The following is a 22,218-nucleotide window of genomic DNA, read 5'->3' on the forward strand; positions in this document are numbered from 1 at the left end:
GCGGGCACGCGGAGATGGACGTCGTGATCCTCGGTGCCGGCATCGCCGGCCTGGCCTGCGCCGATCAGTTGCGTGCCGCCGGGCACCGCGTGACCCTGTTCGACAAGGGTCGCGGCCCCGGCGGGCGGATGTCGACGCGGCGGATCGAGCTGGACGGCGAGGTGCTGCAGTTCGACCACGGCGCCCAGTATTTCACCGTCCGCGACGATCGCTTCCGGCGACTCGTGCAGGATTGGCAGGCGCAGGGCGTCGCCAGCCCCTGGCACGAAGCCGGCCCGGACGCCTGGGTCGGCACGCCGACGATGAACGCGCCGGTCCGCCACATGGCGTCGGCCCATCAGGTCCATTTCGGCCAGCATGTCGTCGGTCTCACGCGCAACGCGCAGGGCTGGCATGTGCGGCTGCAGGAACGGCAGCATGGACCGTTCGACGCGGCGATCATCGCGCTGCCGGCGGAGCAGGCGGCGGCGATCCTCGGCACGCACGACCTGATGATGGCGGCCGATGCCATGGCCGCCCGCTCGCAGCCCTGCTGGACGGCGATGATCGCGTTCGAGGATCGCGTGCCGATCGCCGCCGACAGCATCCGCCAGCATGGCATCATCGGCTGGGCCGCACGCGACGGCGCCAAGCCCGGTCGCCGCGACGGCGAGACCTGGGTGGTGCAGGGCCATGGCTCCTGGTCGACCCAGCATCTCGAAGACGCCGCCGACAATGTGGCGCAGGCGCTGCTGGAGGCGCTGCTCGCATATGCCGACGGCGCGGTGCCGGCGGTCCGCTACCTCGCTGCGCACCGCTGGCGGTTCGCGATGACGCCGGGAATCGACAAGGGTGCGCTGTGGAACGGATCGCTTCGCCTCGGCGCGTGCGGAGACTGGCTGCAGGGGCCGCGGGTGGAGCTCGCCTGGCTCTCCGGCCACCATCTCGGCACGATGATCGGCAGCGCGGCGGCAGCCGCGTAATTACAACAACGCGAGCGCCAGCGTCAGCGCGCCGAGGCCGATGGAGAGCTGGAGGCGCAGCGCGATCCAGCCGCTAATGCTCGGCTGCTTGCGGGCCAGCGCGAGGTCGACGATCGGCGAGAGCAGGATCGCCGCGCCCAGCACGAGCAGCGCCGCTTCCGTCGTCCAGCCGAGCAGCCGGAGCAGCATCAGTCCCCAGGCGATCAGCGACGGCAGCACCGCGATGGTGAACAGCGCAGGAGAAGCGGTGCCTTTCGCGACACCCTGCCCCCACCACAGCCCGCCGAGGAAGCTGAAGATCAGCGCGGCATAGCCGAACCCGGCGTCGAGCAGCAGTGCACGGTGCAGCGGCAGCAGCACCAGCCCCGCGGCGCAGCCGATCAGCGGCAGCAGCCCGGCATAGCCGAGGATCCGCGCGGCGGGGGCGAGCGAGGCGTGGTTTTCCATCGCATCGGGATCGCCTGCACGTCGCCAGCGCTCAACCTGTCCGAAAAGACATCGCGCCCGCCGCCGCCCCCGGCCCCACATGGCATCCATGGCCCGCCTGATCCTCCTGCTCGGCGACCAGCTCAGTGCTGGCCTTTCCTCGCTCGCCGAAGCCGATCCGGGCGAAGATGTCGTGCTCATGGCGGAGGTCGCCGAAGAGGCGCACTATGTCCCCCACCACAAGAAGAAGCTCGCCTTCGTCTTTTCCGCGATGCGCCACTTCGCCGAGGAGCTGCGTTGCGACGGCTGGCAGGTCCGCTACACCCGGCTCGACGATCCGGAAAATAGCGGCAGCCTGATCGGCGAGATCGAGCGCGCGCGCGCCGAGATCGACGTGGACGAGGTGCTCTGCACCGAGCCGGGCGAATGGCGCCTCCGCCAGGCCCTGGCGGCGGTGCCCGACCTCACCCTCCTCCCCGACACCCGCTTCCTGATCGATCCCGCAGGATTCCGCGCCTGGGCGCAGGGCCGCCGCCAGCTGCGGATGGAGTATTTCTACCGCGACATGCGCCGCCGCACCCGCCTGCTGATGGACGGCGACCAGCCCGCCGGCGGCGAATGGAATTACGATCACGACAATCGCGGGACCCCGCCGCCCGGCACCGAGACGCCGTCGCTCCCGGCGTTCGAGCCCGATACGATCACCCGCGAGGTTCTGGCGCTGGTCGAGCGCCGCTTCCCCGACAATTTCGGCGACCTGCAGCCATTCGCACTCGCCGTCACCCGCGCCGATGCAGAGAAGGCGCGCGACCATTTCCTCGCCCATGCCCTGCCCCGCTTCGGCGACTATCAGGACGCGATGCGGCGCGGCGAGCCCGTGCTGTTCCACGCGCATCTCGCGCTCTACATGAACATCGGCCTTCTCGATCCGCTCGACCTCTGCCGCCGCGCCGAGGCCGAATGGCGCGCCGGCCGCGTACCGATCAACTCGGCCGAAGGCTTCATCCGCCAGATCCTCGGCTGGCGCGAATATGTACGGGGAATCTACTGGCTTCACATGCCGCGCTATGCGGATGTGAACGCACTGGAGGCCCGGCGCCCGCTCCCCGACTTCTACTGGACCGCCGAAACCGACATGGCGTGCGTGCGCGACGCGGTCGAGCAGACCCACGCCCATGCCTATGCGCACCATATCCAGCGGCTGATGGTCACCGGTAATTTCGCGCTGCTCGCGGGCATCGACCCCTATCTGGTCCATATCTGGTACATGGCCGTCTATGCCGATGCCTATGAATGGGTGGAGATGCCCAACACCATCGGCATGGCGCTGTTCGCCGATGGCGGGATCATGGGCTCCAAGCCCTATGCGGCGAGCGGCGCCTATATCGATCGCATGTCCGATTACTGCGCCGGCTGCCGCTACAAGGTGAAGCTGAAGGCCGGGCCCGATGCCTGCCCGTTCAACTATCTCTACTGGGATTTCGTCGCCCGTCACCGCGACCGCTTCGCGCGCAACCAGCGGATGGGACCGATCGTCCGCAATTTCGATCGCATGACCGACGAACGCAAGGCCGAGATCCGCGCGGACTCCGCCCGCTTCCTCGACGCGCTGGTGCCCGCCGGGAGCCGCTGGAATGGCTGAGCCACTCACCGTCTGGTACGATGGCGGCTGCCCCTTGTGCACGCGCGAGATCGCGCTGATGCGCCGGCTCGATCACCGCAGCCGGCTGCGTTTCGTCGACGTTAGCGACGACGCCAGCAGTTGCCCGCTCGACCGCGGCGACCTGCTCGCCCGCTTCCATGTCAGCGACGCACAAGGCCGCTTCTACAGCGGCGCGGCGGCCTTCGCGGCGATGTGGCGGCAGATCCCGCTGCTGCGGCCGCTGGGGCTGCTGGCGCTCCTACCGGGGATGACCTGGCTCCTCGAACGGCTCTATCGCGCCTTCCTGCGCGTTCGGCCCACACTCCAGCGCTGGATGCGCGAAAGGGAACGGCATGGCGGATGATGAGGGATATGACGGCCGCTCGCGCGCAGTGCCGAAGGGGCGCCTCGCCCGCTTCGGGGTGATGGGCCGGCTGGCGGGCGGCGTCGCCGGCAACGTCCTCGCCGAGGGCGCCAAGCGGCTCGTCGCCGGCGAGCGCCCGCAGCTGCGCGACCTCGTCCTCACCCCCGGCAACGTCGCGCGCGCCACCGAGCAGCTGGCCCAGCTGCGTGGTGCGGCGATGAAGCTGGGGCAGATGATCTCGCTCGACGCCGGCGACGTGCTGCCCGACGAGCTCACCCAGATCCTCGCCCGCCTGCGCGACCGCGCGCATCACATGCCCCCTGCCCAGCTCCAGCAGGTGCTGGCAAAGGAATGGGGTGCCGACTGGCGCCGCCGCTTCGCGCTGTTCGAGGCGCACCCGATGGCCGCCGCCTCGATCGGCCAGGTCCATCGCGCGCGGCTGCCCGACGGGCGGATGCTGGCAATCAAGGTGCAATATCCCGGCGTGCGCGAGAGCATCGACGCCGATGTCGACAATGTCGCGACCCTGCTCCGCCTCTCCGGGCTGCTGCCCAAGGGGCTCGACGTCGCGCCGCTGCTCGGCGAGGCGAAGCGCCAGCTCCATGACGAAGCGGATTATGTCCGCGAGGCGGCGATGATGACGCGCTATGCCGATCATCTCGCCGGCGACGACCGCTATCTGGTGCCGCGCCCCGTGCCCGAACTCTCCACCCCCAACGTGCTGGCGATGGACTATATCGCCGCCAAGCCGATCGAGATTCTGGAGACGGCGGACCAAGACGAGCGCAACCGCGTCACCACTGCGCTGATCGACCTGGTGCTGCAGGAGCTTTTCGCCTTCGCCTTCATCCAGACCGATCCCAACTTCGCCAATTACCGCTACCAACCCGAAACCGGGCGGCTGGTGCTGCTCGACTTCGGTGCGGCCATGCCGGTTTCAGACACGATCACAGATGGATATCGCAACCTTCTGAAAGCCGGACTGAACAGTGATCGTGCTGCCGTACGCGATGCCGCGCTTGACCTCGGCTTCTTCAGTGCAGCCGCGCTGGAGCGGCATCCTGCGGTGATCGACCGGATGATCGGGCTGATCCTCGAACAGACCGACCGCGCCGACGATTTCGACTTCGGCGATCGCAGTTTCCTGCAGGCGGTGCGCGGCGAAGGCATGCAGATGGTCGAGGATCGCGCGGTGTGGCACGTGCCGCCCGCGGACACATTGTTCGTCCAGCGCAAGATCAGCGGCATGGCGCTTCTCGCCGCCCGGCTTAAGGCTCGTGTCGCTCTGCGCGAGCTGGTCGAGACGCGCCTCGGTCAATAAGGAATGCGGGCGCCGTCCCAGGCGAACAGCCCGCCCGAATCCTCGGGGCCGAGGCGGTTGAGAACATCTAGCAGATAACCTGCACTTCTATCTGCATCGAAAAGCTTTTCCGGCGCGACACCGCGCTGGAACGGCGCTGATAGTCCGGTATCGACCGTGCCCGGATGCAGCGCGGCGACGATCGCCTGCGGATGCGTCCGCCGCAGCTCGATGGCGAGATTGACCAGCAGCATATTGAGCGCCGCCTTGGACGCGCGATAGCTGTGCCAGCCGCCGAGCCGGTTGTCGGCGATCGACCCGACCCGCGCCGATAGCGCCGCGAACACCCCGCGCCGATCGCGCGGCAGCAGCGGCGCGAAATACTTGGCGATCAGTGCCGGCCCGATCGTGTTGACCGCGAACAGCTCGGCCATCGCTGCGCCGTCCAGCGCCCGCAGCGCCTTTTCCGGCGAAGGGCCTCCGGGGCGGTGCAACGTGCCCGTCGCCACGAACACCAGGTCCACCTGCCCCTCCACTCCCTCTGCCGCTGCGGCGATGCTCGCCTCGTCGGTCAGGTCAAAGGCGAACGGCACCAGCTTCGCGTCCGCCGATGCGCCAGGACGACGGCTGCCCGCGTGAATTCGCCCGATCAAAGGATCGGCGGCGAGCTGCGCCACGATCGCGCCACCGATCCCGCCCGAAGCCCCGAACACCACTGCCTGCTTGTCCATAGGCACCATCGTCTGCGCCTCGCCACCGCCCCGCAACCTGTCCGCGGGGCCGCCGCTGAGGCCATGCGTGGTGCAGATACGACCGCCTGCCCTTTTTGCGCCGCGAAATCATGGCTAGGACGAATGCGTGATGCGTGCCCTTCTCCTCGCCTTTCCGCTCCTGCTCGCGAACGCGGAGGATCCGCCGATCCCGCCGACGATCAAGGCGATGCTCGACGCCGCGATGAGCTCGGGCAACGAGGCCGATGTCGCGGTCATCGTCAAATACGCCAAGACCGCCGATCCGGCGAGCGCCCCGCTCGTCGCCAAGATCGCCGGCGAATGGCGCTCGAGCCGCCGCGAGGTGGCCCAGCAGGCGCTGCGCGAGGCGCATTTCCTCCAGCTGGTGAAGGGCCATGTCGAGCTCGGCGGCTATGTGCAGACCGGCAATTCGGAGAATATCGGCGTCACCGCCGCCGCCGAGGTGAAGCGCGAAGGCATCGAGTGGCGGCACAAGGTCCGCGTTCAGGCCGATTATCAGGAGAGCCTGGGCCTCACCACGCGCGAGCGCTACCTCGCGGCTTACGAGCCCAACTGGAAGTTCGACAATCGCGCCTATATGTACGGCGCCGCCCAATATGAAAGCGATCGCTTCTCGGGCTTCGGCGACCGCGTCTCGATGTCGGTCGGCGCCGGCTACAGCGCGATCAAGACCTCGGCGATCAAGCTCGATGTCGAACTCGGGCCCGCCTATCGCTACACCCGCTTCATCGGCGCGCCGACCGAGAACAATATCGCCGCGCGCGGCTCGCTCGACTTCGCCTGGAAGCTGTCGCGCGGCATGTCGATCACCCAGCAGGCCTCGGCCTATGTCGAGAAGGACAACAGCACGGTCGCGACCAAGTCGGCGCTGCTGGCCAAGCTGATCGGGCCGCTCTCGGCGCAGTTCAGCTACACGGTGCAGTATGAAAGCGCGCCGCCGCTGGGGCGCCTGACCACCGACACCACCAGCCGCGCCGCGCTCGTCGTCGATTTCTGATCCGGCAGCCGACCCGGGGGTGTTCAACCGCCCCGGTTCCGCGCTACCACCCACCCATGACCATGCTATCCGCGATCGAACGGACGGCGATCGAGCGCGCGCAAGCCGCGCCGATGCTGGAGAGGACCTTGGAGTGGGCGGCGATCAACAGCGGCACCCGCAACCTGGCGGGGCTGTCCGCCATGGCGGCGACGCTGGCGGACGCCTTTTCTGTGCTGCCCGGTGCGCTTGCGCTGGTTGAGCCGGAGCCGGTGGAGACGGTGACCCCGGGCGGCGTCGTCGAGCCGCTGGTCCATGGCCGCCACCTGTTTCTGAAGGTGCGCCCCGAGGCGCCGGTACAGCTGCTGCTCACCGGCCATATGGACACGGTGTTCGCCGCCGACCACCCCTTCCAGCAGGCGCAGTGGTTGGAGGACGGCCGCCTCAACGCCCCCGGAGCCGCAGACATGAAGGGCGGCCTGTCGCTGATGCTCGCCGCACTCGAAGCTGCCGAGGCGAGCCCGCTGGCGGAGCGCTTCGGGTACACGGTGCTGATCAATTCGGACGAGGAGACGGGATCGCTCTCCTCGCGGGGGCTGATCGCCCGCGTTGCCCAGGGCAAGGCCGCAGCCCTCACCTATGAGCCGGCGCTGCCCGACGGAACGCTCGCGGGCGCCCGAGGTGGGACAGGCAATTTCTCGCTCGTCGTCCATGGCCGCAGCGCCCATGCCGGGCGCAACCCCGAAGAAGGCCGCAATGCGCTCGTCGCCGCGGCGGCGCTGGCGGTGATGCTGGCGGACGCGAAAGCACCCGGGCTATCGGTGAATCCCGCGCGGATCGATGGCGGCGGCCCGAACAATGTCGTGCCCGACCTCGCTATCCTGCGCGTGAATTTCCGCCCCAGCGACGCGACCGCAACCGCCCGCGCCCAGGCCGCGCTCGACGCGGCGATCGCGCAGGTCTCGGCCGCGCACGAGGTGCGCATCGAACTGCACGGCAGCTTCAACCGTCCGCCCAAGCCGATCGACCCCGCCGCCGCCCGCCTGTTCGATCTTGTCCGCGATGCCGGCGCCGATATGGGCATCCCGATCGCCTGGAAGGCGACAGGCGGCGTGTGCGATGGCAACAACATCGCCGCCTGCGGGGTGCCGGTGGTCGACACCATGGGCGCCCGCGGCGGCGCCATCCATTCCACGGAGGAATTTCTGATCTGCGAAAGCCTGCCCGAGCGCGCCGCGCTCTCGGTCCTCACCCTCCTCCGTCTCGCCGAGCGGGGCCGGCCATGAGCAGCTTCCGCATCCGCGCCGCCCGCGACGAGGATCTTCAGCATCTGTATGAAATGGCAAAGCTAACCGGCGGCGGTTTCACCAATTTGCCGCCCGACAAGCCCGCCCTGCGCGCCAAGCTTGACCGCAGCCATGCGGCCTTTGCGCGCGGCGAGGATGCGGAGGTCTCCGACGACCTGTTCGTGCTGATTCTCGAAAATGTAGAGACCGGGGAGGTGCGCGGCACCTGCCAGATCTTCACCCGGGTCGGCGACAAATGGCCGTTCTACAGCTATCGCATCGGCACGGTTACCAAGCATAGTCAGGAGCTTAAGCGCACTTTCCGCGCCGAGATCTTAAGTCTGGTAAACGATCTGGAAGGGTGCAGCGAAGTCGGCGGCCTGTTCCTCCACCCGGGCGAGCGCGCCGGCGGGCTGGGGCTGTTGCTCGCACGCTCGCGCTACCTGTTCATCGCCCAGCACCGCGCGCGCTTCGCCGACCGCATCCTCGCCGAACTGCGCGGCGTGATTGACGAGGCCGGTGGCTCGCCCTTCTGGGACGGCGTCGCCGGACGCTTCTTCGGGATGAATTTCCAGCAGGCGGACGAGTTCAACGCCACCCATGGCAACCAATTCATCGCCGACCTGATGCCCAAGCACCCGGTCTACACCGCAATGCTCCCCGAGAATGCACGCGCGGTGATCGGCTTGCCCCACCCCTCCGGCCGTGCCGCGATGCGGATGCTGGAAAATGAAGGCTTTGCGTTCGAAAGCTATATCGACATCTTCGATGGCGGTCCGACCATGACCGCGCGCACCGACCAGGTGAAGACGGTGCGCGAGACGCAGCGCGCGACCATCACCGCAGTCGCCGGCGGCGGCGAGCCGTCGCTAGTCGCCTCGGGGAACCTGTCCGAGTTCCAGTCGGCGCTCGCGCAGATCACCCCGTCGGAAGGCGGGATCGTGCTGGATCCGGTCTCGGCCGAGGCGCTGCGGCTGTCGGTGGGCGACAGCGTGCTGTGGGTAGCCCGCTGATGCTGATGGAGATCAATTTCGACGGGATCGTCGGGCCCAGCCACAATTATGCCGGCCTCAGCCCCGGCAACCTGGCCGCGACGCGCAACCGTGGCGCCGTGGCGCACCCGCGCGCGGCGGCGCTGCAGGGCATCGCCAAGATGCGCGCCAATCTCGCGTTCGGGCTGCACCAGGGCATTTTGCTCCCGCATGCTCGCCCCGACCATCGCTGGCTGGCCCAGCTCGGGCTCCGCTACGAGCAGGCGCCGCCGCACAGCCAGGCGCAGGCGCTCTCCGCCTCGCCGATGTGGGCAGCCAATGCCGCCACCGTCTCGCCCGCGCCTGATACCGCCGACGGCCGCTGCCATCTGAGCGTCGCCAATCTGGTGACGATGCCCCATCGCAGCCACGAATGGCCCGAGACGCTGGCGCAGCTCCGCCTCGCCTTTGCTGATCCTGCCTTTGCCGTGCACGGACCGGTGCCGGCACCCTTTGGCGACGAAGGCGCGGCCAACCATATGCGCCTCGCACCTGCGCACGACGCGCCGGGCGTGGAGGTGTTCGTCTATGGCATCGCTGGGGGCCCCTTCCCCGCCCGCCAGCATCCCGATGCAAGCGCTGCGGTCACGCGGCGGCACCTGCTCGATCCGGAACGCACCCTGTTCGTCCAGCAATCGGAAGAAGCGATCGCCGCCGGTGCCTTCCATAACGATGTCGTCGCGGTGGCGAACGGCAGGGTGCTGTTCGCGCACGAACAGGCTTTTGCCGACAAGGAGCGCTTCTATGAGCGCCTCCGCACAGCAATGCCCGAGGTCGAGATCGTCGAAGTGCCCGCCGACCAGGTGAGCCTCGCCGACACCATCGCCTCCTATCTGTTCAACGCCCAGCTGGTCACCGCGCCCGGCGGCGACACCGTGCTGATCGTACCCACCGAGGCCCGCGACACCCCGGCCGTGTGGAACTGGCTGGAGGCGCACGTCGCCGGCAACGGCCCGATCCGGCGGGTCGAGGTGGTCGATGTGCGCGAATCCATGGCCAATGGCGGCGGCCCTGCGTGCCTGCGGCTGCGCGTCGTCGCCGATCCGGCAACTGTCGACCCGCGCTTCCTCGTCGATGCCGCCAAGCTCGACCGCATCGCTGCGGTCATCGATGCGCATTGGCCCGTGGCGATTGACCCGAGCGCCATTGCCGACCCGGCGCTGGTCGCCCGCATCGAAGCCGCCCGCGCGGCACTGCTCGATGTGCTCGACCTTGTCGGGTTAATTGACACTTTACCATGATCACCGTCTGAGAACCGACGCTTTTCGGCGCTTGGCACGCGGCTTGCTGCGTGGCGGCCATGCTGTACCGCATCGGCCGCCTCTTCGTGATCAAGTCGAAGTTCGAAGCCTTCCTGGTGATCTTCGGGCTCGCCAACGGCGCCGTGGAACGCGGCTTCCATTATATGAGCCTGTATCCGGGCCTGGGCGGCAAGCTGCTGTTCGCGGTGTGCCCGATCGCGGTGTTCATGGCCGGCGGCAAGATCCTCGACAGCCTCGAAGTGCGCGCCTGAGCCCAGAAACACAAACCCCCGCCGAGCAGATGCTCTGGCGGGGGAGTGGCGCGCCCGGAACGATTCGAACGTCCGACCCTCAGATTCGTAGTCTGATGCTCTATCCAGCTGAGCTACGGGCGCCTGGTGGAGGCGAGCGTTTATCGGCGGATGTCAGGGAGCGCAACCCCGTTGCGCCAAGTTTTCCACAAGCATATGGCAAGCCCATGCGATCGCTCCCCCTTCTCGCCGTCGGCGCCGCGCTGCTCACCGGCTGCGCCCAGCCCACCACGCGCTATCCCTCGCTGCTGCCGCGCGCGAACGAAGGGCTGAATTTTACGGAGCCGGAGCGCCCCATCCCGCAGGCGACTCCCGATGCGGCACTCGACGCGCGAATCGCCGCGCTCACTGCCGCAATCGAGTCGGCCGACCGCGATTTCCAGACAGCGGCGAAGGATGCCGAGGCGAAGGTCACCCGCGCCCACGGACAGGCGGCGGGTACGAGCCCATGGCTCGACGCGCAGACCGCGCTGAGCGTGCTCGACGGGCTGCGCTCGCGCACCGCGGTGACGCTTGCCGATATGGACCAGCTGCGCATCGAGCGCGCCCAGAGCGGCCAGCCCGATTATCCGGCGCTCCAGACCGCCATGGATCGCGGCGCCGCCATCGTCGCTGCGCAGGAAAGCCGCGCGCGGGCGCTGGAGGCGGCGATCGCCCCCGGCTGAACCCGTTAGGGCTTGGCCGCGTCCTTGGCGGCGTTGTCGTTGGCGGCAACGGGCGTCGGGGTCGGCGGCGGGCCCTTGGCGATCGTCGCATCGGCGCAGCCCGTCTTGCAGATCGTCTTGATCTTGGCGAGATTGTCCTTGGCGCGGGTCATCGCACCCTTGGCGACCATCGCCTCGCCCTGGCCGCGCAGCGCGGTCACGTCGTTGGGATCGAGCTTGAGCGCCTCGCCATAGAAGCGGATCGCCTTGCCGGGCAGGTTCTGCGTCCGCGCGATGTCGGCGAGCAGCACGAACGCCTCGCGGTTGCGCGGATCGACCGCCAGCGCGCTTTCGAGCAGATCATTGGCACCGCCGAGGTTGCCCGCGCCTTGCGCACTGCGCGCCTGGCGCACCAGCTCGACCGAGCGGGGTTCGAGCTGGCTGTCGGGCCGCTGCGCGCTCAGGCTGGTCGAAACCGTCAGCACCAGCAGCGCCGCCGCTACCGAGATCGTCGTGAACCGCATCAACATCTCCGAAACTCCATGGCGATGGGCTAGCATTGCCGCACCAGCTTCGCGACAAAAAACCCGTCGGTCGTGTCGTGCAGCGGCGTGAGCCGCAGCCCCTCGCCGCGCGGACTCCCTGCCGTCGCGTCGAGCCGCACGGGCACCCAGCCCGGTTGCGCCGCGACGAACCGCTCGACCTGCCCCGCACCCTCGGCATCGAGCAGCGAGCAGACGATGTGCACCAGCGCACCGCCCGGCCGCACCAGCCGCGCGGCCACATCGAGCAGATGCGCCTGGGTATCGACATAGCGATCGAGCTGCGCCGGGGTCAGCCGCCAGCGCGCCTCCGGGTTGCGCCGCCAGGTGCCGGTGCCCGAACAGGGCGCGTCCACAACCACGAGATCCGCCTGCTCCCGCCAATCCGCCAGCGCTTCGGCTTCGCGACCGGGGTTGAGCAGCAGCGTCTCGGCGATGGTCACGCCGGCGCGCTCGGCCCGCGGCATCAGCTTGGAAAGGCGCGGCCGGTCGACGTCGCAGGCTAAAATCTTGCCCTGGTTCGCCATCGCCGCCGCCAGCGCCAGCGTCTTGCCGCCGCCGCCCGCGCAGAGATCGATCACCGTCATCCCCGGCGCCGCACCCGCCAGCGCGCTGACCAGCTGGCTGCCGGCATCCTGCACCTCAAAGGCGCCCTCGGCATAGGCTTCGCTGCGATCGACCGGCGTGTCCTCGGGCAGCCGCAGCGCATCGGGCGCGAAGGCGAGGCGCTCGGCGCCGTCGAACAGCGCTGCCACGGTTTCGGGTGTCGTCTTCAGGCGGTTGACCCGCAGGTCCAGCGGGGCGCGATCGAGCAAGGCTGCGCGCTCGTCCGCATCGAGCCCCGAAGCCTCGAACGCCGCTTCGAGCCAGGCCGGCGCGATGCCCTGCCCCGCCACCGGCTCGCCCTCGGCGATCGCAGCGGGGCCGTAGCGCGAGCCGTCGAACAGCGCCGCCAGTGCCGGCTGCGTCTGGGCGAGCGCCAGCATCGCCGCGCGGCCGGACACCGGCACCTCGCCGCAGCGCCGGATCGCATCATAGACTAGCGCGCGGACCGCCCTCCGGTCTTTCGAGCCCGCGAAGCGCCGCTCGGCAAACCAGCGCGCCAGGATTATGTCGGCCGCGGCACCGCGGTTGCGCGCAGCCGCGATCACCTGATCGAGCAGCTCGATCGCCATTTGCACACGTGCGGCAGGAGTCATGGCGGCAGCGCTAGGCCGAACGCCCGCGGAATGCAAAGCGCCCGCCCCTCATGGCGGATAGCCAGCGAGCGCAATCCTTTGTACACCCCGGGTTTCGCATGGGGTGCGATTTGGGGATCGTGGGGAAGAGTTCGGTGCGTGGCGTGGCGATTCGGGCTCTGCTTCGTGGCTGGCGGGTGCTGCTGCTGGGCTGCTTGCTCGTGCCGGCGGCGGCTTATGCGGTGCCGATCCCGCTCGACTCGCGCATGTGTACCGCCGCGTCGCCTATGGACGGGCCGAGCGCGGCGCTGTCTGCGATCCGCTTCCGCTGCGGGGAAAAGCCCGCCGGCTACCAGCCGGCGCGGCTATGGCTGCAGCTGGATCCGCAGCGCTATGACATCCGCGGCGAGGCCGCGACGCTGCTTGTTCACCAGACGCGGTTCGATCGGCTCGCCGTCGCCTTTCGCTACGCCGATGGCAGCATCGAGTGGCAAGAGGTTCGCGCCGGTAACTTCGGCGACCATTGGCGCCCCGGCGCCCAGATCGCCTTCACGCCGCGCGACCTGAAGACCCCGTTGCGCTCGATCACGATGCGGATCGACCGGCTGGCGAGTGCCCAGCTGTTGCGGCTGCGGTTGGTGCACACAGGCGAAGCGGGCATCGAAACCGCCGTCCTCGGCGCCCTGATCGGAGCCGCACTTACGCTGCTGCTGACGGGCGCGGTGTACAACCTGTCGCTCGCCTTCGGAACGCGCCGTGCCTATCTGGGCTGGCAGGGCGCCTGGGCCGCAACGGTTTGCGTATGGGGCGCGATCTGGTCGCAATTCGGCTTGTTGCTCGCGCCGGGCCTGGCGGGGACGCTGGCGGCGCAGACCTGCACCGCGCTGTCCGCCCTCTCCATCCTGCTCGCCACGCTAAGCGCAACGAGCGCGCTGGAGAAGGAGCGGATCCCGAGTGTGCTGCGCGCTACCGCACTCGCCCTCGGCATCGCCGTCGCGGTGATCGGCATCCCGGCGACGCTGGCGCGCGGCCCGCTGATCGAGAGCATCGCGCCGCCCCTCGCCGCTGCGGTGCTGGGCAATCTGGTGGCGGTGCTGGCATGCCTGATCGTCGGCGCCCGCCGCGGCAGCGCGGAGGCGCGCGACCTGCTTGCGGCCTGGTCGGTGCCGATGGCAGCGCTGGCGCTCACGCAAGTGATCGATATCGGCACCTTCTTCTGGGGCGGCGGCGCGCAGATCCTGGTGCTGTTCGCCTCGGCCTGGCAGACGCTGTGGCTATCGTTCGCCGCGAGCCGCCGGCTCGCCCGCATGCGCACCGAGCGCGACCTTGCCCGCGCCGCCGAGGCGCGCGCCAGCCGGCTCGCCGAGCATGATCCGCTGACGGCGATCCGCAACCGCCGGGGTTTTTTCGATGCGGCCGAAGCGCTGATCGCCACCGCGGCGCGCAGCCAGGCCACCGTGGCATTGCTGCTGGTCGACATCGACCGTTTCAAGGCGATCAACGACGAGCATGGCCATGACGCCGGGGATATCGTGCTGTGCACGATCGCCGCACGGCTGGCGCAATGGGAGAGCCCGCTGTGCACCGTCGCCCGGCTGGGCGGCGAGGAGTTCGCGCTGTTGACCATATCCGGGGTCCCGCCCGTGCTCGACTTTGCCGAGCTGGTGCGCGAGGAAATTGCCGCCTGCGATCATCGCGCCGCGATCGGCGACCAGCGGGTTACGATCAGCATCGGGGTGGCCGAAGGACGCAACCGCGTCGACCTCGCCAAGCTGTATCGCGAAGCAGACCGCGCGCTCTATGCAGCGAAGGGCGGCGGCCGCAACCAGGTCCGCCATGCCGAAACGGTGCCGCCGCCGGTCGCGAGCGCGCAAAGGCCCGCCGCGACCGGCTAGCGCGCTCAGCGCGTCGGGTAGTTGGGTGCCTCGCGGGTGATCGTCACGTCGTGGACGTGGCTTTCCTTGAGGCCCGCATTGGTGATGCGCACGAAGCGCGCCTTCTGCTGGAACTCGGGCAGCGTCGCCGCGCCGACATAGCCCATCGACGCCTTCACGCCGCCGACCAGCTGGTGGATCACGTCGCGTGCCGGGCCCTTGTACGGGACCTGGCCCTCGATGCCTTCCGGGACGAGCTTGAGCTGGTCCTTGATGTCCTGCTGGAAATAGCGGTCGGCCGAGCCCTTGGCCATCGCGCCCACCGAGCCCATGCCGCGATACGACTTGTAGGCACGCCCCTGGTACAGGAAGGTCTCGCCCGGCGCTTCCTCGGTGCCCGCGAGCAGCGAACCGATCATCGCCGCGCTCGCACCGGCGGCCAGTGCCTTGGCGATGTCGCCCGAAGTGCGGATGCCGCCGTCTGCGATCACCGGGATGCCCGACTTGGCGGCTTCGTTGGCCGCATCCATCACCGCGGTGAGCTGCGGCACGCCGACGCCTGCGACGACGCGGGTGGTGCAGATCGAGCCCGGGCCGATGCCGACCTTGAGGCCGTCCGCGCCCGCGCCGATCAGCGCGCGTGCGGCTTCGGCGGTCGCGATGTTGCCGGCGATCACCTGGACGCGGTTGGAGAGCTTCTTCACCCGCTCGACCGCGCGGCTGACGTCCTTGTTATGGCCGTGCGCGGTATCGATGACGATCAAGTCGACTTCGGCGTCGACCAGCGCCTCGGTGCGCGCAAAGCCCTTGTCACCCACGGTCGTCGCCGCGGCGACGCACAGGCGGCCGGTCGCATCCTTGGTAGCGTGCGGATAGGTGACGGCCTTTTCGATGTCCTTCACCGTGATCAGGCCGACACAGCGATAGGCGTCGTCCACCACCAGCAGCTTCTCGATGCGGCGCTGGTGGAGCAGGCGGCGTGCCTCCTCCTGCGCCACGCCCAGCTTCACCGTAGCGAGGTTCTGGTGCGTCATCAGCTCGGAGACGCGCTGCGCCGGGTTCTCGGCGAAACGGACGTCGCGGTTGGTGAGTATGCCGACCAGCTTGCCGTCGGCCTCGACGATCGGGATGCCGCTGATCCGGTGGCGCGCCATCAGCGCCTGTGCGTCGGCGAGCGTGCCATTGGGCGCCATGGTGATCGGATTGACGACCATGCCGCTCTCGAAGCGCTTAACCAGGCGAACCGCCTCGACCTGCTCCTCCACTTCCATGTTGCGGTGGAGCACGCCGATGCCGCCGAGCTGCGCCATCACGATCGCCATGTCGGCTTCCGTGACGGTGTCCATCGCCGAGGAGAGGATCGGGATATTGAGCGCGAGGCCCTTGGTCACCTGGGTGCGCGTATCCGCCATGCTCGGCACGATTTCGGATTCGCCCGGATAGAGGAGGACGTCGTCGAACGTTAAGCCGAGAGGGATTTCCATGGGGGTGCGCCAAATCCTTGAGTCGAATGTTGGCGGCCCATGTAACCGCAAGGGTGCGGATGCGCTAGAGGGGGAGCGTCAGGCGTCGACGCGAGGCTGTTCCGGGTAGAGCAGCGCGCGTTCCACCTCCACCTGCCGGCGGATCACCGCGGCCAGCTTGCGCGAGGCCGCGACATAGGCCGGCCACTCCGCGACGGCACGCGCCGTGGGCCAGGCGATGGTATGGTCGGTGTAGAACATCCGCATTTCGAAATTGCCGGCGCGCAACGACTGCACCGCCTCTGCGCGGGCACCACCTTCCGCCATTGCGCCATTGAACAGCAGGTCCATCGCCCGGCGGCGGGCCGCGACGGCCCGCGCGGTCTGGTAGCGGATGCGGGAAAGCTCGGCGACATCGCAGCAGGGCAAGGCGAGCAGCGCTTCGATCGCCCCGATCGCCTGGAGCAGCGTGCTGTCGAGCTCGTGCAGATTGCCCATACAATAGACATAGAAGAACGGCAGACGGGACGGTCGCGAGCAGGAAGATTTATTCGGCCTCCCGAGCACGTTGCAGAAGAGCCCGCGCCTGGGCCACGTGCATCGCCTCGATCATCCGGTCGCGGAAGCGCTCTGCACCGCCCTGGGCGGCAGCGAGCAAGGCGCGCGCATCGGCGATCTCGTCGTTGGTCGCGCCAAACGCCTCCGCCGCGATCGCGATCTGTCCCGGATGGATCAGCGTCTTGCCGTCAAAGCCTAGCGCGCGGCCCTCGCGGCATTCGGCAGCGAGCCCCTCGGCATCGGCGAGCGCGTTGAACACGCCGTCGAGCGCCCAGGCATTTCCGGCGCGCGCCGCCAGCACCACGGTCTGCAGCGCCAGCGAAAGTCCGCCCCGCCCCGCCGCCGAGGGAATGCCGAGGCTTGCCTTGAGATCGTTGGTCCCGGCGATCAGCCCGGCGACACCCGGCACCGCCGCGATGGAAGCGGCGGCAAGAACGCTGGCCGGCGTTTCGATCATCGCGAGGATCGGCTTGCCGGCCGCCGGGGCGATCCGCGCGATGCTGGCGGCATCCTCTACCTTCGGCACGACGATGAGATCCGCCGCCGAGCGCGCGGCCGCGGCGAGATCTGCCTCATGCTCCGCCGTGTCGGCGCCGTTCAACCGAATGGCCGCGATCCGCCCGTCAAAGCCTTCCGCCACTGCCGCCACGGCCGCGTCGCGCGCCGCATCCTTGTCCTTGGGCTTCACCGCATCTTCGAGGTCGAGGATCACCATGTCGCAGGCGAGCGTGCGCGCCTTGGCGATCGCACGCGGGTTCGATGCGGGCAGGAACAGGGCGGTGCGGGGGGCGAGAGCCATGCTGGTCATCGCGCCTCTCTATGCTAGCACTAGGCCCCATTGCGAGGGGAGTCGGGGCGTATGGACGTGCTTTTCGTGTTTCTGGCCGGTCTGGTGGCGCTGGTGCTCTTCTACCTGCTGGCCAGCGTCAAGATCGTGACCCAGGGCTATCAGTACACGATCGAGCATTTCGGCCGGTTCACCACCGTCGCCGCACCCGGCTTCAACTTCTACCCCGCCTTTTTCTACCGTGTCGGCCGCAAGGTGAACATGATGGAGCAGGTGATCGACATTCCCGGCCAGGAGATCATCACCAAGGACAATGCGATGATCTCCACCGACGGGGTGGTGTTCTTCCAGGTGCTCGATGCCGCCAAGGCTGCCTATGAAGTGTCGGACCTGTATGTCGCGCTGCTCCAGCTGACCACGACCAATCTGCGCACCGTGATGGGCTCGATGGACTTGGACGAGACGCTGTCCAAGCGCGACGAGATCAATGCGCGCCTGCTCTCGGTGGTCGACCATGCGACCACCCCCTGGGGCGTGAAGATCACCCGCGTCGAGATCAAGGACATCCGCCCACCCGCCGATATCGTCAACGCAATGGGGCGACAGATGAAGGCCGAGCGCGAGAAGCGCGCCAACATCCTCGAGGCCGAGGGCAGCCGCCAGTCGGAGATCCTGCGCGCCGAGGGCCAGAAGCAGGCACGCATCCTGGAGGCCGAAGGCCGCCGCGAGTCGGCGTTCCGCGACGCCGAGGCCCGCGAGCGCGCCGCCCAGGCCGAAGCCGAGGCGACCCGGCTGGTGTCCGACGCGATCGAGTCCGGCAGCGCCCAGTCGCTCAACTATTTCATCGCGCAGAAATATGTCGAGGCGGTCGGCAAGTTCGCGACCTCGCCCAATGCCAAGACCATCCTGTTCCCGGTCGAGGCGACCCAGCTGATCGGCACGCTGGGCGGCATCGGCGAGCTGGCCCGGGACGCGCTGTCTGGCGGCGCCCCCAAGGCCCCCGCCCCGCCCGCGCCGCCGGCCCGCCGTCCCGGTCCGTTCGACCAGCAGGATTGATCGCCTAGGTGGACTGGCTGCAGCACCCGCCCCTGCTCTGGCTGATCGCCGCGGTCGTGCTGGGGATCGCCGAACTGGCGGTGCCGGGCGTGTTCCTGGTGTTCCTCGCGGCCGCGGCGGCGATCATGGGCGGCCTCGCGCTGCTGTTCCCGGACCTGCCGCTTGCCGGGCAACTGCTCGGCTTCGCCGGCTGGTCGGCTGTTGCGGTGCTGATCGGCCGGCGCTGGTATCATGACTTCCCCGTGCAGAGCGCCGATCCGCTGCTCAACGACCGCGTCGCGCGGCTAGTTGGCGAGGTCGTCACCGTGGTCGAGCCGGTGAGCGACCATGGCGGCCGGGTGCGCGTCGGCGACGGCGAATGGCCGGCACGCGGGCCCGATGCTCCCACCGGCGCCCGCGTGCGGATCACCGGCGCCACCGGCGCGACGCTCCGTGTCGAGCCGCTTCCCACCCTTCCCCAGAACTGAAAACAAACCGAGGTCGAATTGATGCAACCTACCCGTCGCGACGTGCTGCTCGGATCGAGCGCCCTGCTCGCCACCTCCGCGGCCGCGCGCCCCGCGCTCGCCGCTGCCGGTCCCGCCGAAGCCCAGGCCCAGGCGCTGATCGACCGCACCGCCGAGGCGCTGCTGGTCCTCAACCCCGAGGGCGCGACCAGTCTCGGCATCGACAAGGGCGCACGCGCCGCGCTCAAGCACCGGCTCGGCGACCGCACGCCCGCAGGCGTCGCCAAGATGGCGGCGCACCTCAAGGCGACGCTGGCCGAGATCGAGCGGATTGACGTGAACGCGGTCAGCCCCGAGATGCGCGTCCATCTCGACGTGATCCAGACCGCCTATGCAAGCGGCCTCAGGGGCATGGCCTTCCCCTATGGCGACGTCGCGGTGGGGAGCTGGCGGAACACGCCCTATGTCGTGATCCAGAATGTCGGCGCCTATATCGACATCCCCAAGACGCTCGACAGCGATCACCAGATCGCGACGCGCGACGATGCCGATGCCTATTGCGACCGACTTGTCGCCTATGCCGGTGCGCTCGACGGCGAGACGGTGCGTCTCCAGCAGGCGGCGAGCGTGGGGGTGATCGCGCCCGACTTCCTGCTCGACAAATGCCTCAAGCAGATCCGCCTCGCCCGCAGCGGCGATCCGGCGAAATGGGACGTGGTGACCTCGCTCGCCAAGCGCACCACCAAGATGCCGGGCGGCTATGACGCGCGCGCGACCAAGATCGCCGCCGAGCAGATCGCCCCCGCGCTCGATCGCCAGATCGCCGAGCTGGAGAAGCAGCGCGCCCATGCCACCTCCGATGCCGGCGTGTGGAAGTTCAAGGACGGCGACGCCTATTATGCCTGGGCGCTGAGCGCGGGCACCACCACGACCATGTCGCCCGACGAGGTCCATGCGATGGGCAAGGCGCAGCTCGCCGAGCTCCAGACCGAAATGGACACGATCCTCAAGACGCTCGGCTATACGCAGGGCTCGGTCGGCGCGCGCATGCGCGGGCTCGCCACCGACAAGCGCTTCGCCTTTCCGGAGACCGATGCCGGCCGCGCGGAGATCATCCAGATCCTTCAGAAGAGCATCGACGACATGCGCACCCGCATGCCCCAGGCCTTCCACACGCTGGTGCCGGGCAATGTCGAGGTGAAGCGCATTCCGATCGTCGAGGAGGAAGGTGCGGCCGGCGCCTATGGCGGCCCCGGCACGATCGACGGCAAGGTGCCCGGCCGCCTCTGGGTCAATCTGCGCTCGACCGGCATCTGGACGCGGTTCAGCCTGCCCGACCTCGCCTATCACGAGGCGATCCCCGGCCATGCCTGGCAGGGCGAATATACCTTCAAGATGCCGCTGATCCGTTCGCTCCTGCAGTTCAACGCCTATTCGGAAGGCTGGGCGCTCTATGCCGAGCAGCTGGCCGACGAGCTGGGCGTCTATGCCGCGAACCCGGCGGCGAAGCTGGGCTATCTCCAGTCACTGGGCTTCCGCGCCTGCCGGCTGGTGGTCGACAGCGGCCTTCATGCGAAGCGCTGGACCCGCGAACAGGCGATCCGCTGGTTCGTCGAGGCCAACGGCTCGTCCGAGGACGAGGTGCAGGGCGAAGTCGATCGCTATTGCTCCTGGCCGGGCCAGGCCTGCGGCTACAAGGTTGGCCATACCGCGATCAACCGGCTGCGCACCCAGGCCAAGACTGCGCTGGGCGAGCGGTTCGACTTCCGGGCGTTCAACGATGCGGTGCTGCTCGGCGGGAACGTGCCGATGACGGTGCTCGGCCATGTGATCGACCGGCACATCGCACAGCGGAAGGGGTGAGCCCCTCTCCTCCAAAGGTCATCCCGGCGAAAGCCGGGATCCATTGGGGTCACCGCTGCAGCTCTTGCTGATAGGGAGAGGCGACTGGATCCCGGCTTTCGCCGGGATGACGGCTGAAAAGGCTGGCGCTCGACGCCCTTACGCGTGGCGCCAGCGCCAGAGCAGCATCGGCCGGGCCAGCGCCAGGCCGAGCAGGAAGCCGCCGATATGCGCCCAGATCGCGACGGTCACGCCGCCCTGCAGGAAGGCGAAACCCATCAGGAGGTTGACGCCCACCCAGGCAGCGGCGAGCCAGGCGATGTGGACCACCTGCGCCGGGATCGGCCCAATCGCCTTGGCGCGCTGGCGGCCGTAGAGCAGCGAATAGGCGCCGACCACCGCGGAACTCGCTCCGCTGGCGCCGATCATCGGCGCGGTCGACATCGGGCCCGCCAGCCACTGCGCGCCGCATGCGACATAGGCGCCGATCAGATAGAGCGCGACGATGCCCTTGGCACCGATCGCACGCTCGGCCTCGCGGCCGGTAAAGCCGAGCATCAGCATGTTCATGCCGAGATGGGCGAGCCCGCCATGGATCAGCGCCGAGCTGAGCGGCGTCAGCCACACCGGCACCAGCGGCCCCGACAGGAGCAGACCGCCCGAAAGCCGCGCCGGGATGAACCCCGCCGCGAACTGGATCTGCACCGCATTGGGCGCGAAATTGGCGATCAGGCTCACCGCCACCGTGACGGCGACGATCACCGTCGTGGCGCTGAGCTTCGGCATGGCAGGCCTCAGATGAACTCGACCTTCGAGACCAGATAATAGCGGTCGCCCGCCGGCACCGACACCTCGACCTCTTCATCGACCTTGCGGCCGATCAGCGCCCGCCCGATCGGCGAGTTGTACGAGATGCGGCCCTTGCTCGCATCCGCCTCGGTCTGGCCGACGATCTGGTAGGTGACGGGCTTGTCGTCCTCGTCGAGCAGCGTCACGGTCGCACCGAACACGATCTTGTCGCCCGAAAGCTCCTTGGGATCGATGATCTGGGCGCGGCTCAGCTTGTCCTCGATGTCGGCAATGGTCGCCTCGACCTGGCCCTGCCGCTCCTTGGCGGCATGGTACTCGGCGTTTTCGGAGAGATCGCCGTGTGCGCGCGCTTCCTCGATCGCGTCCACGATCAACGGCCGCTCGGCCTTCAGCCGCTTCAACTCCTCGTTGAGCTTCTGATAGCCTTCCGCCAGCATCGGCATCTTCTCGACGGTCGCCATAACGCCCTTGTCCTTCAATACACCCCCGGTACCGACCGTCGCCCGAAAACGACGTCCGCACACTTACATCGGTTGGGGAAATCCATTGTGCGAACGCGAATATTAAGATGCGAGACGAAAAACATCAAGGCGGGGGGAGGAAAACGCAATAATTGAGCGGACTGCCTGCACTTAGCCCCTCCTCCTCGGAGGAGGGGTTGGGGTGGAGGGATTCCAGAACATCGGTTGGTCTCGGTGAGACCCTGCCCCACCCCAACCCCTCCCCT

At 68.6% G+C, this 22,218-nt stretch carries 23 protein-coding genes and 1 tRNA gene; 14 read left to right on the forward strand and 10 right to left on the reverse strand.

The window, feature by feature from the left end; genetic code table 11:
- Nucleotides 1-14: 14 nt before the first annotated feature.
- The gene (locus tag BM009_RS00450) at nt 15-962 is read left to right on the forward strand and encodes an NAD(P)/FAD-dependent oxidoreductase (protein WP_093292682.1); all 948 of its coding nucleotides are present in this window, start codon (nt 15-17) and stop codon (nt 960-962) included.
- On the opposite strand, the gene BM009_RS00455 is transcribed toward BM009_RS00450, so the two are convergent.
- A complete protein-coding gene (locus BM009_RS00455; protein ID WP_093292684.1) occupies nt 963-1,409 on the reverse strand; it encodes a DUF3429 domain-containing protein in 447 nt (148 codons plus the stop codon). It lies immediately after the preceding gene.
- A gap of 79 nt (nt 1,410-1,488) precedes the next feature.
- On the opposite strand from BM009_RS00455, the gene BM009_RS00460 reads away from it, so the two are divergent.
- The 3 genes from BM009_RS00460 to BM009_RS00470 are packed head-to-tail and all read left to right on the forward strand — an operon-like array spanning nt 1,489 to nt 4,715.
- On the forward strand, nt 1,489-3,030 hold the full coding sequence (locus BM009_RS00460) for a cryptochrome/photolyase family protein (RefSeq protein ID WP_093292686.1): 1,542 nt from the start codon (nt 1,489-1,491) through the stop codon (nt 3,028-3,030).
- Complete coding sequence (locus BM009_RS00465; RefSeq protein WP_093292688.1) at nt 3,023-3,394, forward strand: thiol-disulfide oxidoreductase DCC family protein; 372 nt, start codon at nt 3,023-3,025, stop codon at nt 3,392-3,394. Before BM009_RS00460 ends, BM009_RS00465 begins: the two co-directional genes overlap by 8 nt.
- On the forward strand, nt 3,384-4,715 hold the full coding sequence (locus BM009_RS00470) for an ABC1 kinase family protein (protein ID WP_093292690.1): 1,332 nt from the start codon (nt 3,384-3,386) through the stop codon (nt 4,713-4,715). The genes BM009_RS00465 and BM009_RS00470 overlap by 11 nt, the downstream gene beginning before the upstream one ends.
- Here BM009_RS00470 and BM009_RS00475 read toward each other — a convergent pair.
- A complete protein-coding gene (locus BM009_RS00475; RefSeq protein ID WP_093292692.1) occupies nt 4,709-5,425 on the reverse strand; it encodes an SDR family NAD(P)-dependent oxidoreductase in 717 nt (238 codons plus the stop codon). The genes BM009_RS00470 and BM009_RS00475 overlap by 7 nt on opposite strands.
- A gap of 130 nt (nt 5,426-5,555) precedes the next feature.
- Here BM009_RS00475 and BM009_RS00480 point away from each other — a divergent pair, with 130 nt between their 5' ends.
- From BM009_RS00480 to BM009_RS00500, 5 genes are read left to right on the forward strand one after another with little or no spacing between them, the layout of a single operon-like run.
- The gene (locus tag BM009_RS00480; RefSeq protein ID WP_093292694.1) at nt 5,556-6,443 is read left to right on the forward strand and encodes a DUF481 domain-containing protein; all 888 of its coding nucleotides are present in this window, start codon (nt 5,556-5,558) and stop codon (nt 6,441-6,443) included.
- A gap of 56 nt (nt 6,444-6,499) precedes the next feature.
- On the forward strand, nt 6,500-7,708 hold the full coding sequence (locus BM009_RS00485) for a hydrolase (protein ID WP_093292696.1): 1,209 nt from the start codon (nt 6,500-6,502) through the stop codon (nt 7,706-7,708).
- Nucleotides 7,705-8,721, forward strand: a complete 1,017-nt coding sequence (locus BM009_RS00490; RefSeq protein ID WP_093292698.1) for an arginine N-succinyltransferase — start codon at nt 7,705-7,707, stop codon at nt 8,719-8,721. Before BM009_RS00485 ends, BM009_RS00490 begins: the two co-directional genes overlap by 4 nt.
- A complete protein-coding gene (locus tag BM009_RS00495; RefSeq protein WP_175487843.1) occupies nt 8,721-9,980 on the forward strand; it encodes an N-succinylarginine dihydrolase in 1,260 nt (419 codons plus the stop codon). The genes BM009_RS00490 and BM009_RS00495 overlap by 1 nt, the downstream gene beginning before the upstream one ends.
- Before the next feature lie 59 nt (nt 9,981-10,039).
- Nucleotides 10,040-10,252 (forward strand): hypothetical protein, encoded by a 213-nt coding sequence (locus tag BM009_RS00500; protein ID WP_093292700.1) that lies wholly within the window; start codon nt 10,040-10,042, stop codon nt 10,250-10,252.
- 46 nt (nt 10,253-10,298) lie between these two features.
- On the opposite strand, the gene BM009_RS00505 is transcribed toward BM009_RS00500, so the two are convergent.
- A tRNA-Arg gene (locus tag BM009_RS00505) sits at nt 10,299-10,375 on the reverse strand.
- Nucleotides 10,376-10,458: 83 nt separating this feature from the next.
- Between BM009_RS00505 and BM009_RS00510 the strand changes: the two genes are divergently transcribed.
- Nucleotides 10,459-10,956, forward strand: coding sequence for a hypothetical protein (locus BM009_RS00510; protein WP_093292702.1), 498 nt, complete (start codon nt 10,459-10,461; stop codon nt 10,954-10,956).
- Between the two features lie 5 nt (nt 10,957-10,961).
- Here the strand turns inward: BM009_RS00510 and BM009_RS00515 are convergent, their stop codons facing one another.
- Together BM009_RS00515 and BM009_RS00520 are read right to left on the reverse strand one after the other, a co-directional pair.
- Nucleotides 10,962-11,459 carry a tetratricopeptide repeat protein gene (locus BM009_RS00515; protein ID WP_093294523.1) on the reverse strand — a complete coding sequence of 166 codons (498 nt, stop codon included), beginning with the start codon at nt 11,457-11,459 and terminating at the stop codon, nt 10,962-10,964.
- 29 nt (nt 11,460-11,488) lie between these two features.
- On the reverse strand, nt 11,489-12,676 hold the full coding sequence (locus BM009_RS00520) for an RsmB/NOP family class I SAM-dependent RNA methyltransferase (protein ID WP_093292703.1): 1,188 nt from the start codon (nt 12,674-12,676) through the stop codon (nt 11,489-11,491).
- A gap of 143 nt (nt 12,677-12,819) precedes the next feature.
- Between BM009_RS00520 and BM009_RS00525 the strand changes: the two genes are divergently transcribed.
- The gene (locus tag BM009_RS00525) at nt 12,820-14,550 is read left to right on the forward strand and encodes a GGDEF domain-containing protein (protein WP_254772091.1); all 1,731 of its coding nucleotides are present in this window, start codon (nt 12,820-12,822) and stop codon (nt 14,548-14,550) included.
- A 5-nt stretch (nt 14,551-14,555) separates the two neighbouring features.
- On the opposite strand, the gene guaB is transcribed toward BM009_RS00525, so the two are convergent.
- From guaB to BM009_RS00540, 3 genes are all read right to left on the reverse strand, one after another.
- The gene (gene guaB / locus BM009_RS00530) at nt 14,556-16,013 is read right to left on the reverse strand and encodes an IMP dehydrogenase (RefSeq protein ID WP_093292706.1); all 1,458 of its coding nucleotides are present in this window, start codon (nt 16,011-16,013) and stop codon (nt 14,556-14,558) included.
- Nucleotides 16,014-16,091: 78 nt separating this feature from the next.
- Nucleotides 16,092-16,490: a hypothetical protein gene (locus BM009_RS00535; RefSeq protein WP_093292708.1), complete on the reverse strand. Its 399-nt coding sequence runs from the start codon at nt 16,488-16,490 to the stop codon at nt 16,092-16,094.
- A 49-nt stretch (nt 16,491-16,539) separates the two neighbouring features.
- Nucleotides 16,540-17,358 carry an HpcH/HpaI aldolase/citrate lyase family protein gene (locus BM009_RS00540; protein WP_093292710.1) on the reverse strand — a complete coding sequence of 273 codons (819 nt, stop codon included), beginning with the start codon at nt 17,356-17,358 and terminating at the stop codon, nt 16,540-16,542.
- 51 nt (nt 17,359-17,409) lie between these two features.
- On the opposite strand from BM009_RS00540, the gene BM009_RS00545 reads away from it, so the two are divergent.
- Genes BM009_RS00545 through BM009_RS00555 form a run of 3 tightly spaced genes read left to right on the forward strand, consistent with a single transcriptional unit; the run spans nt 17,410 to nt 20,702 of the window.
- A complete protein-coding gene (locus BM009_RS00545; protein ID WP_093292712.1) occupies nt 17,410-18,393 on the forward strand; it encodes an SPFH domain-containing protein in 984 nt (327 codons plus the stop codon).
- 8 nt (nt 18,394-18,401) lie between these two features.
- Nucleotides 18,402-18,860 carry an NfeD family protein gene (locus tag BM009_RS00550; RefSeq protein WP_093292713.1) on the forward strand — a complete coding sequence of 153 codons (459 nt, stop codon included), beginning with the start codon at nt 18,402-18,404 and terminating at the stop codon, nt 18,858-18,860.
- Nucleotides 18,861-18,881: 21 nt separating this feature from the next.
- Complete coding sequence (locus tag BM009_RS00555) at nt 18,882-20,702, forward strand: DUF885 domain-containing protein (RefSeq protein ID WP_093292715.1); 1,821 nt, start codon at nt 18,882-18,884, stop codon at nt 20,700-20,702.
- 138 nt (nt 20,703-20,840) lie between these two features.
- On the opposite strand, the gene BM009_RS00560 is transcribed toward BM009_RS00555, so the two are convergent.
- Nucleotides 20,841-21,467: a rhomboid family intramembrane serine protease gene (locus BM009_RS00560; protein ID WP_093292716.1), complete on the reverse strand. Its 627-nt coding sequence runs from the start codon at nt 21,465-21,467 to the stop codon at nt 20,841-20,843.
- A gap of 8 nt (nt 21,468-21,475) precedes the next feature.
- The gene (gene greA / locus BM009_RS00565) at nt 21,476-21,952 is read right to left on the reverse strand and encodes a transcription elongation factor GreA (protein WP_093294525.1); all 477 of its coding nucleotides are present in this window, start codon (nt 21,950-21,952) and stop codon (nt 21,476-21,478) included.
- Nucleotides 21,953-22,218 lie beyond the last annotated feature (266 nt).

The organism is Sphingomonas sp. NFR04, from assembly GCF_900114095.1.
GTDB lineage: Bacteria > Pseudomonadota > Alphaproteobacteria > Sphingomonadales > Sphingomonadaceae > Sphingomonas.

Bases quoted from the DNA above. Each gene is read 5' to 3' on its own strand.
- BM009_RS00450 (WP_093292682.1), top strand. From the start codon at position 15: ATGGACGTCGTGATCCTCGGTGCCGGCATCGCCGGCCTGGCCTGCGCC.
- BM009_RS00455 (WP_093292684.1), bottom strand. From the start codon at position 1,409: ATGGAAAACCACGCCTCGCTCGCCCCCGCCGCGCGGATCCTCGGCTAT.
- BM009_RS00460 (WP_093292686.1), top strand. From the start codon at position 1,489: ATGGCATCCATGGCCCGCCTGATCCTCCTGCTCGGCGACCAGCTCAGT.
- BM009_RS00465 (WP_093292688.1), top strand. From the start codon at position 3,023: ATGGCTGAGCCACTCACCGTCTGGTACGATGGCGGCTGCCCCTTGTGC.
- BM009_RS00470 (WP_093292690.1), top strand. From the start codon at position 3,384: ATGGCGGATGATGAGGGATATGACGGCCGCTCGCGCGCAGTGCCGAAG.
- BM009_RS00475 (WP_093292692.1), bottom strand. From the start codon at position 5,425: ATGGACAAGCAGGCAGTGGTGTTCGGGGCTTCGGGCGGGATCGGTGGC.
- BM009_RS00480 (WP_093292694.1), top strand. From the start codon at position 5,556: ATGCGTGCCCTTCTCCTCGCCTTTCCGCTCCTGCTCGCGAACGCGGAG.
- BM009_RS00485 (WP_093292696.1), top strand. From the start codon at position 6,500: ATGACCATGCTATCCGCGATCGAACGGACGGCGATCGAGCGCGCGCAA.
- BM009_RS00490 (WP_093292698.1), top strand. From the start codon at position 7,705: ATGAGCAGCTTCCGCATCCGCGCCGCCCGCGACGAGGATCTTCAGCAT.
- BM009_RS00495 (WP_175487843.1), top strand. From the start codon at position 8,721: ATGCTGATGGAGATCAATTTCGACGGGATCGTCGGGCCCAGCCACAAT.
- BM009_RS00500 (WP_093292700.1), top strand. From the start codon at position 10,040: ATGCTGTACCGCATCGGCCGCCTCTTCGTGATCAAGTCGAAGTTCGAA.
- BM009_RS00510 (WP_093292702.1), top strand. From the start codon at position 10,459: ATGCGATCGCTCCCCCTTCTCGCCGTCGGCGCCGCGCTGCTCACCGGC.
- BM009_RS00515 (WP_093294523.1), bottom strand. From the start codon at position 11,459: ATGCGGTTCACGACGATCTCGGTAGCGGCGGCGCTGCTGGTGCTGACG.
- BM009_RS00520 (WP_093292703.1), bottom strand. From the start codon at position 12,676: ATGACTCCTGCCGCACGTGTGCAAATGGCGATCGAGCTGCTCGATCAG.
- guaB (WP_093292706.1), bottom strand. From the start codon at position 16,013: ATGGAAATCCCTCTCGGCTTAACGTTCGACGACGTCCTCCTCTATCCG.
- BM009_RS00535 (WP_093292708.1), bottom strand. From the start codon at position 16,490: ATGGGCAATCTGCACGAGCTCGACAGCACGCTGCTCCAGGCGATCGGG.
- BM009_RS00540 (WP_093292710.1), bottom strand. From the start codon at position 17,358: ATGACCAGCATGGCTCTCGCCCCCCGCACCGCCCTGTTCCTGCCCGCA.
- BM009_RS00545 (WP_093292712.1), top strand. From the start codon at position 17,410: ATGGACGTGCTTTTCGTGTTTCTGGCCGGTCTGGTGGCGCTGGTGCTC.
- BM009_RS00555 (WP_093292715.1), top strand. From the start codon at position 18,882: ATGCAACCTACCCGTCGCGACGTGCTGCTCGGATCGAGCGCCCTGCTC.
- BM009_RS00560 (WP_093292716.1), bottom strand. From the start codon at position 21,467: ATGCCGAAGCTCAGCGCCACGACGGTGATCGTCGCCGTCACGGTGGCG.
- greA (WP_093294525.1), bottom strand. From the start codon at position 21,952: ATGGCGACCGTCGAGAAGATGCCGATGCTGGCGGAAGGCTATCAGAAG.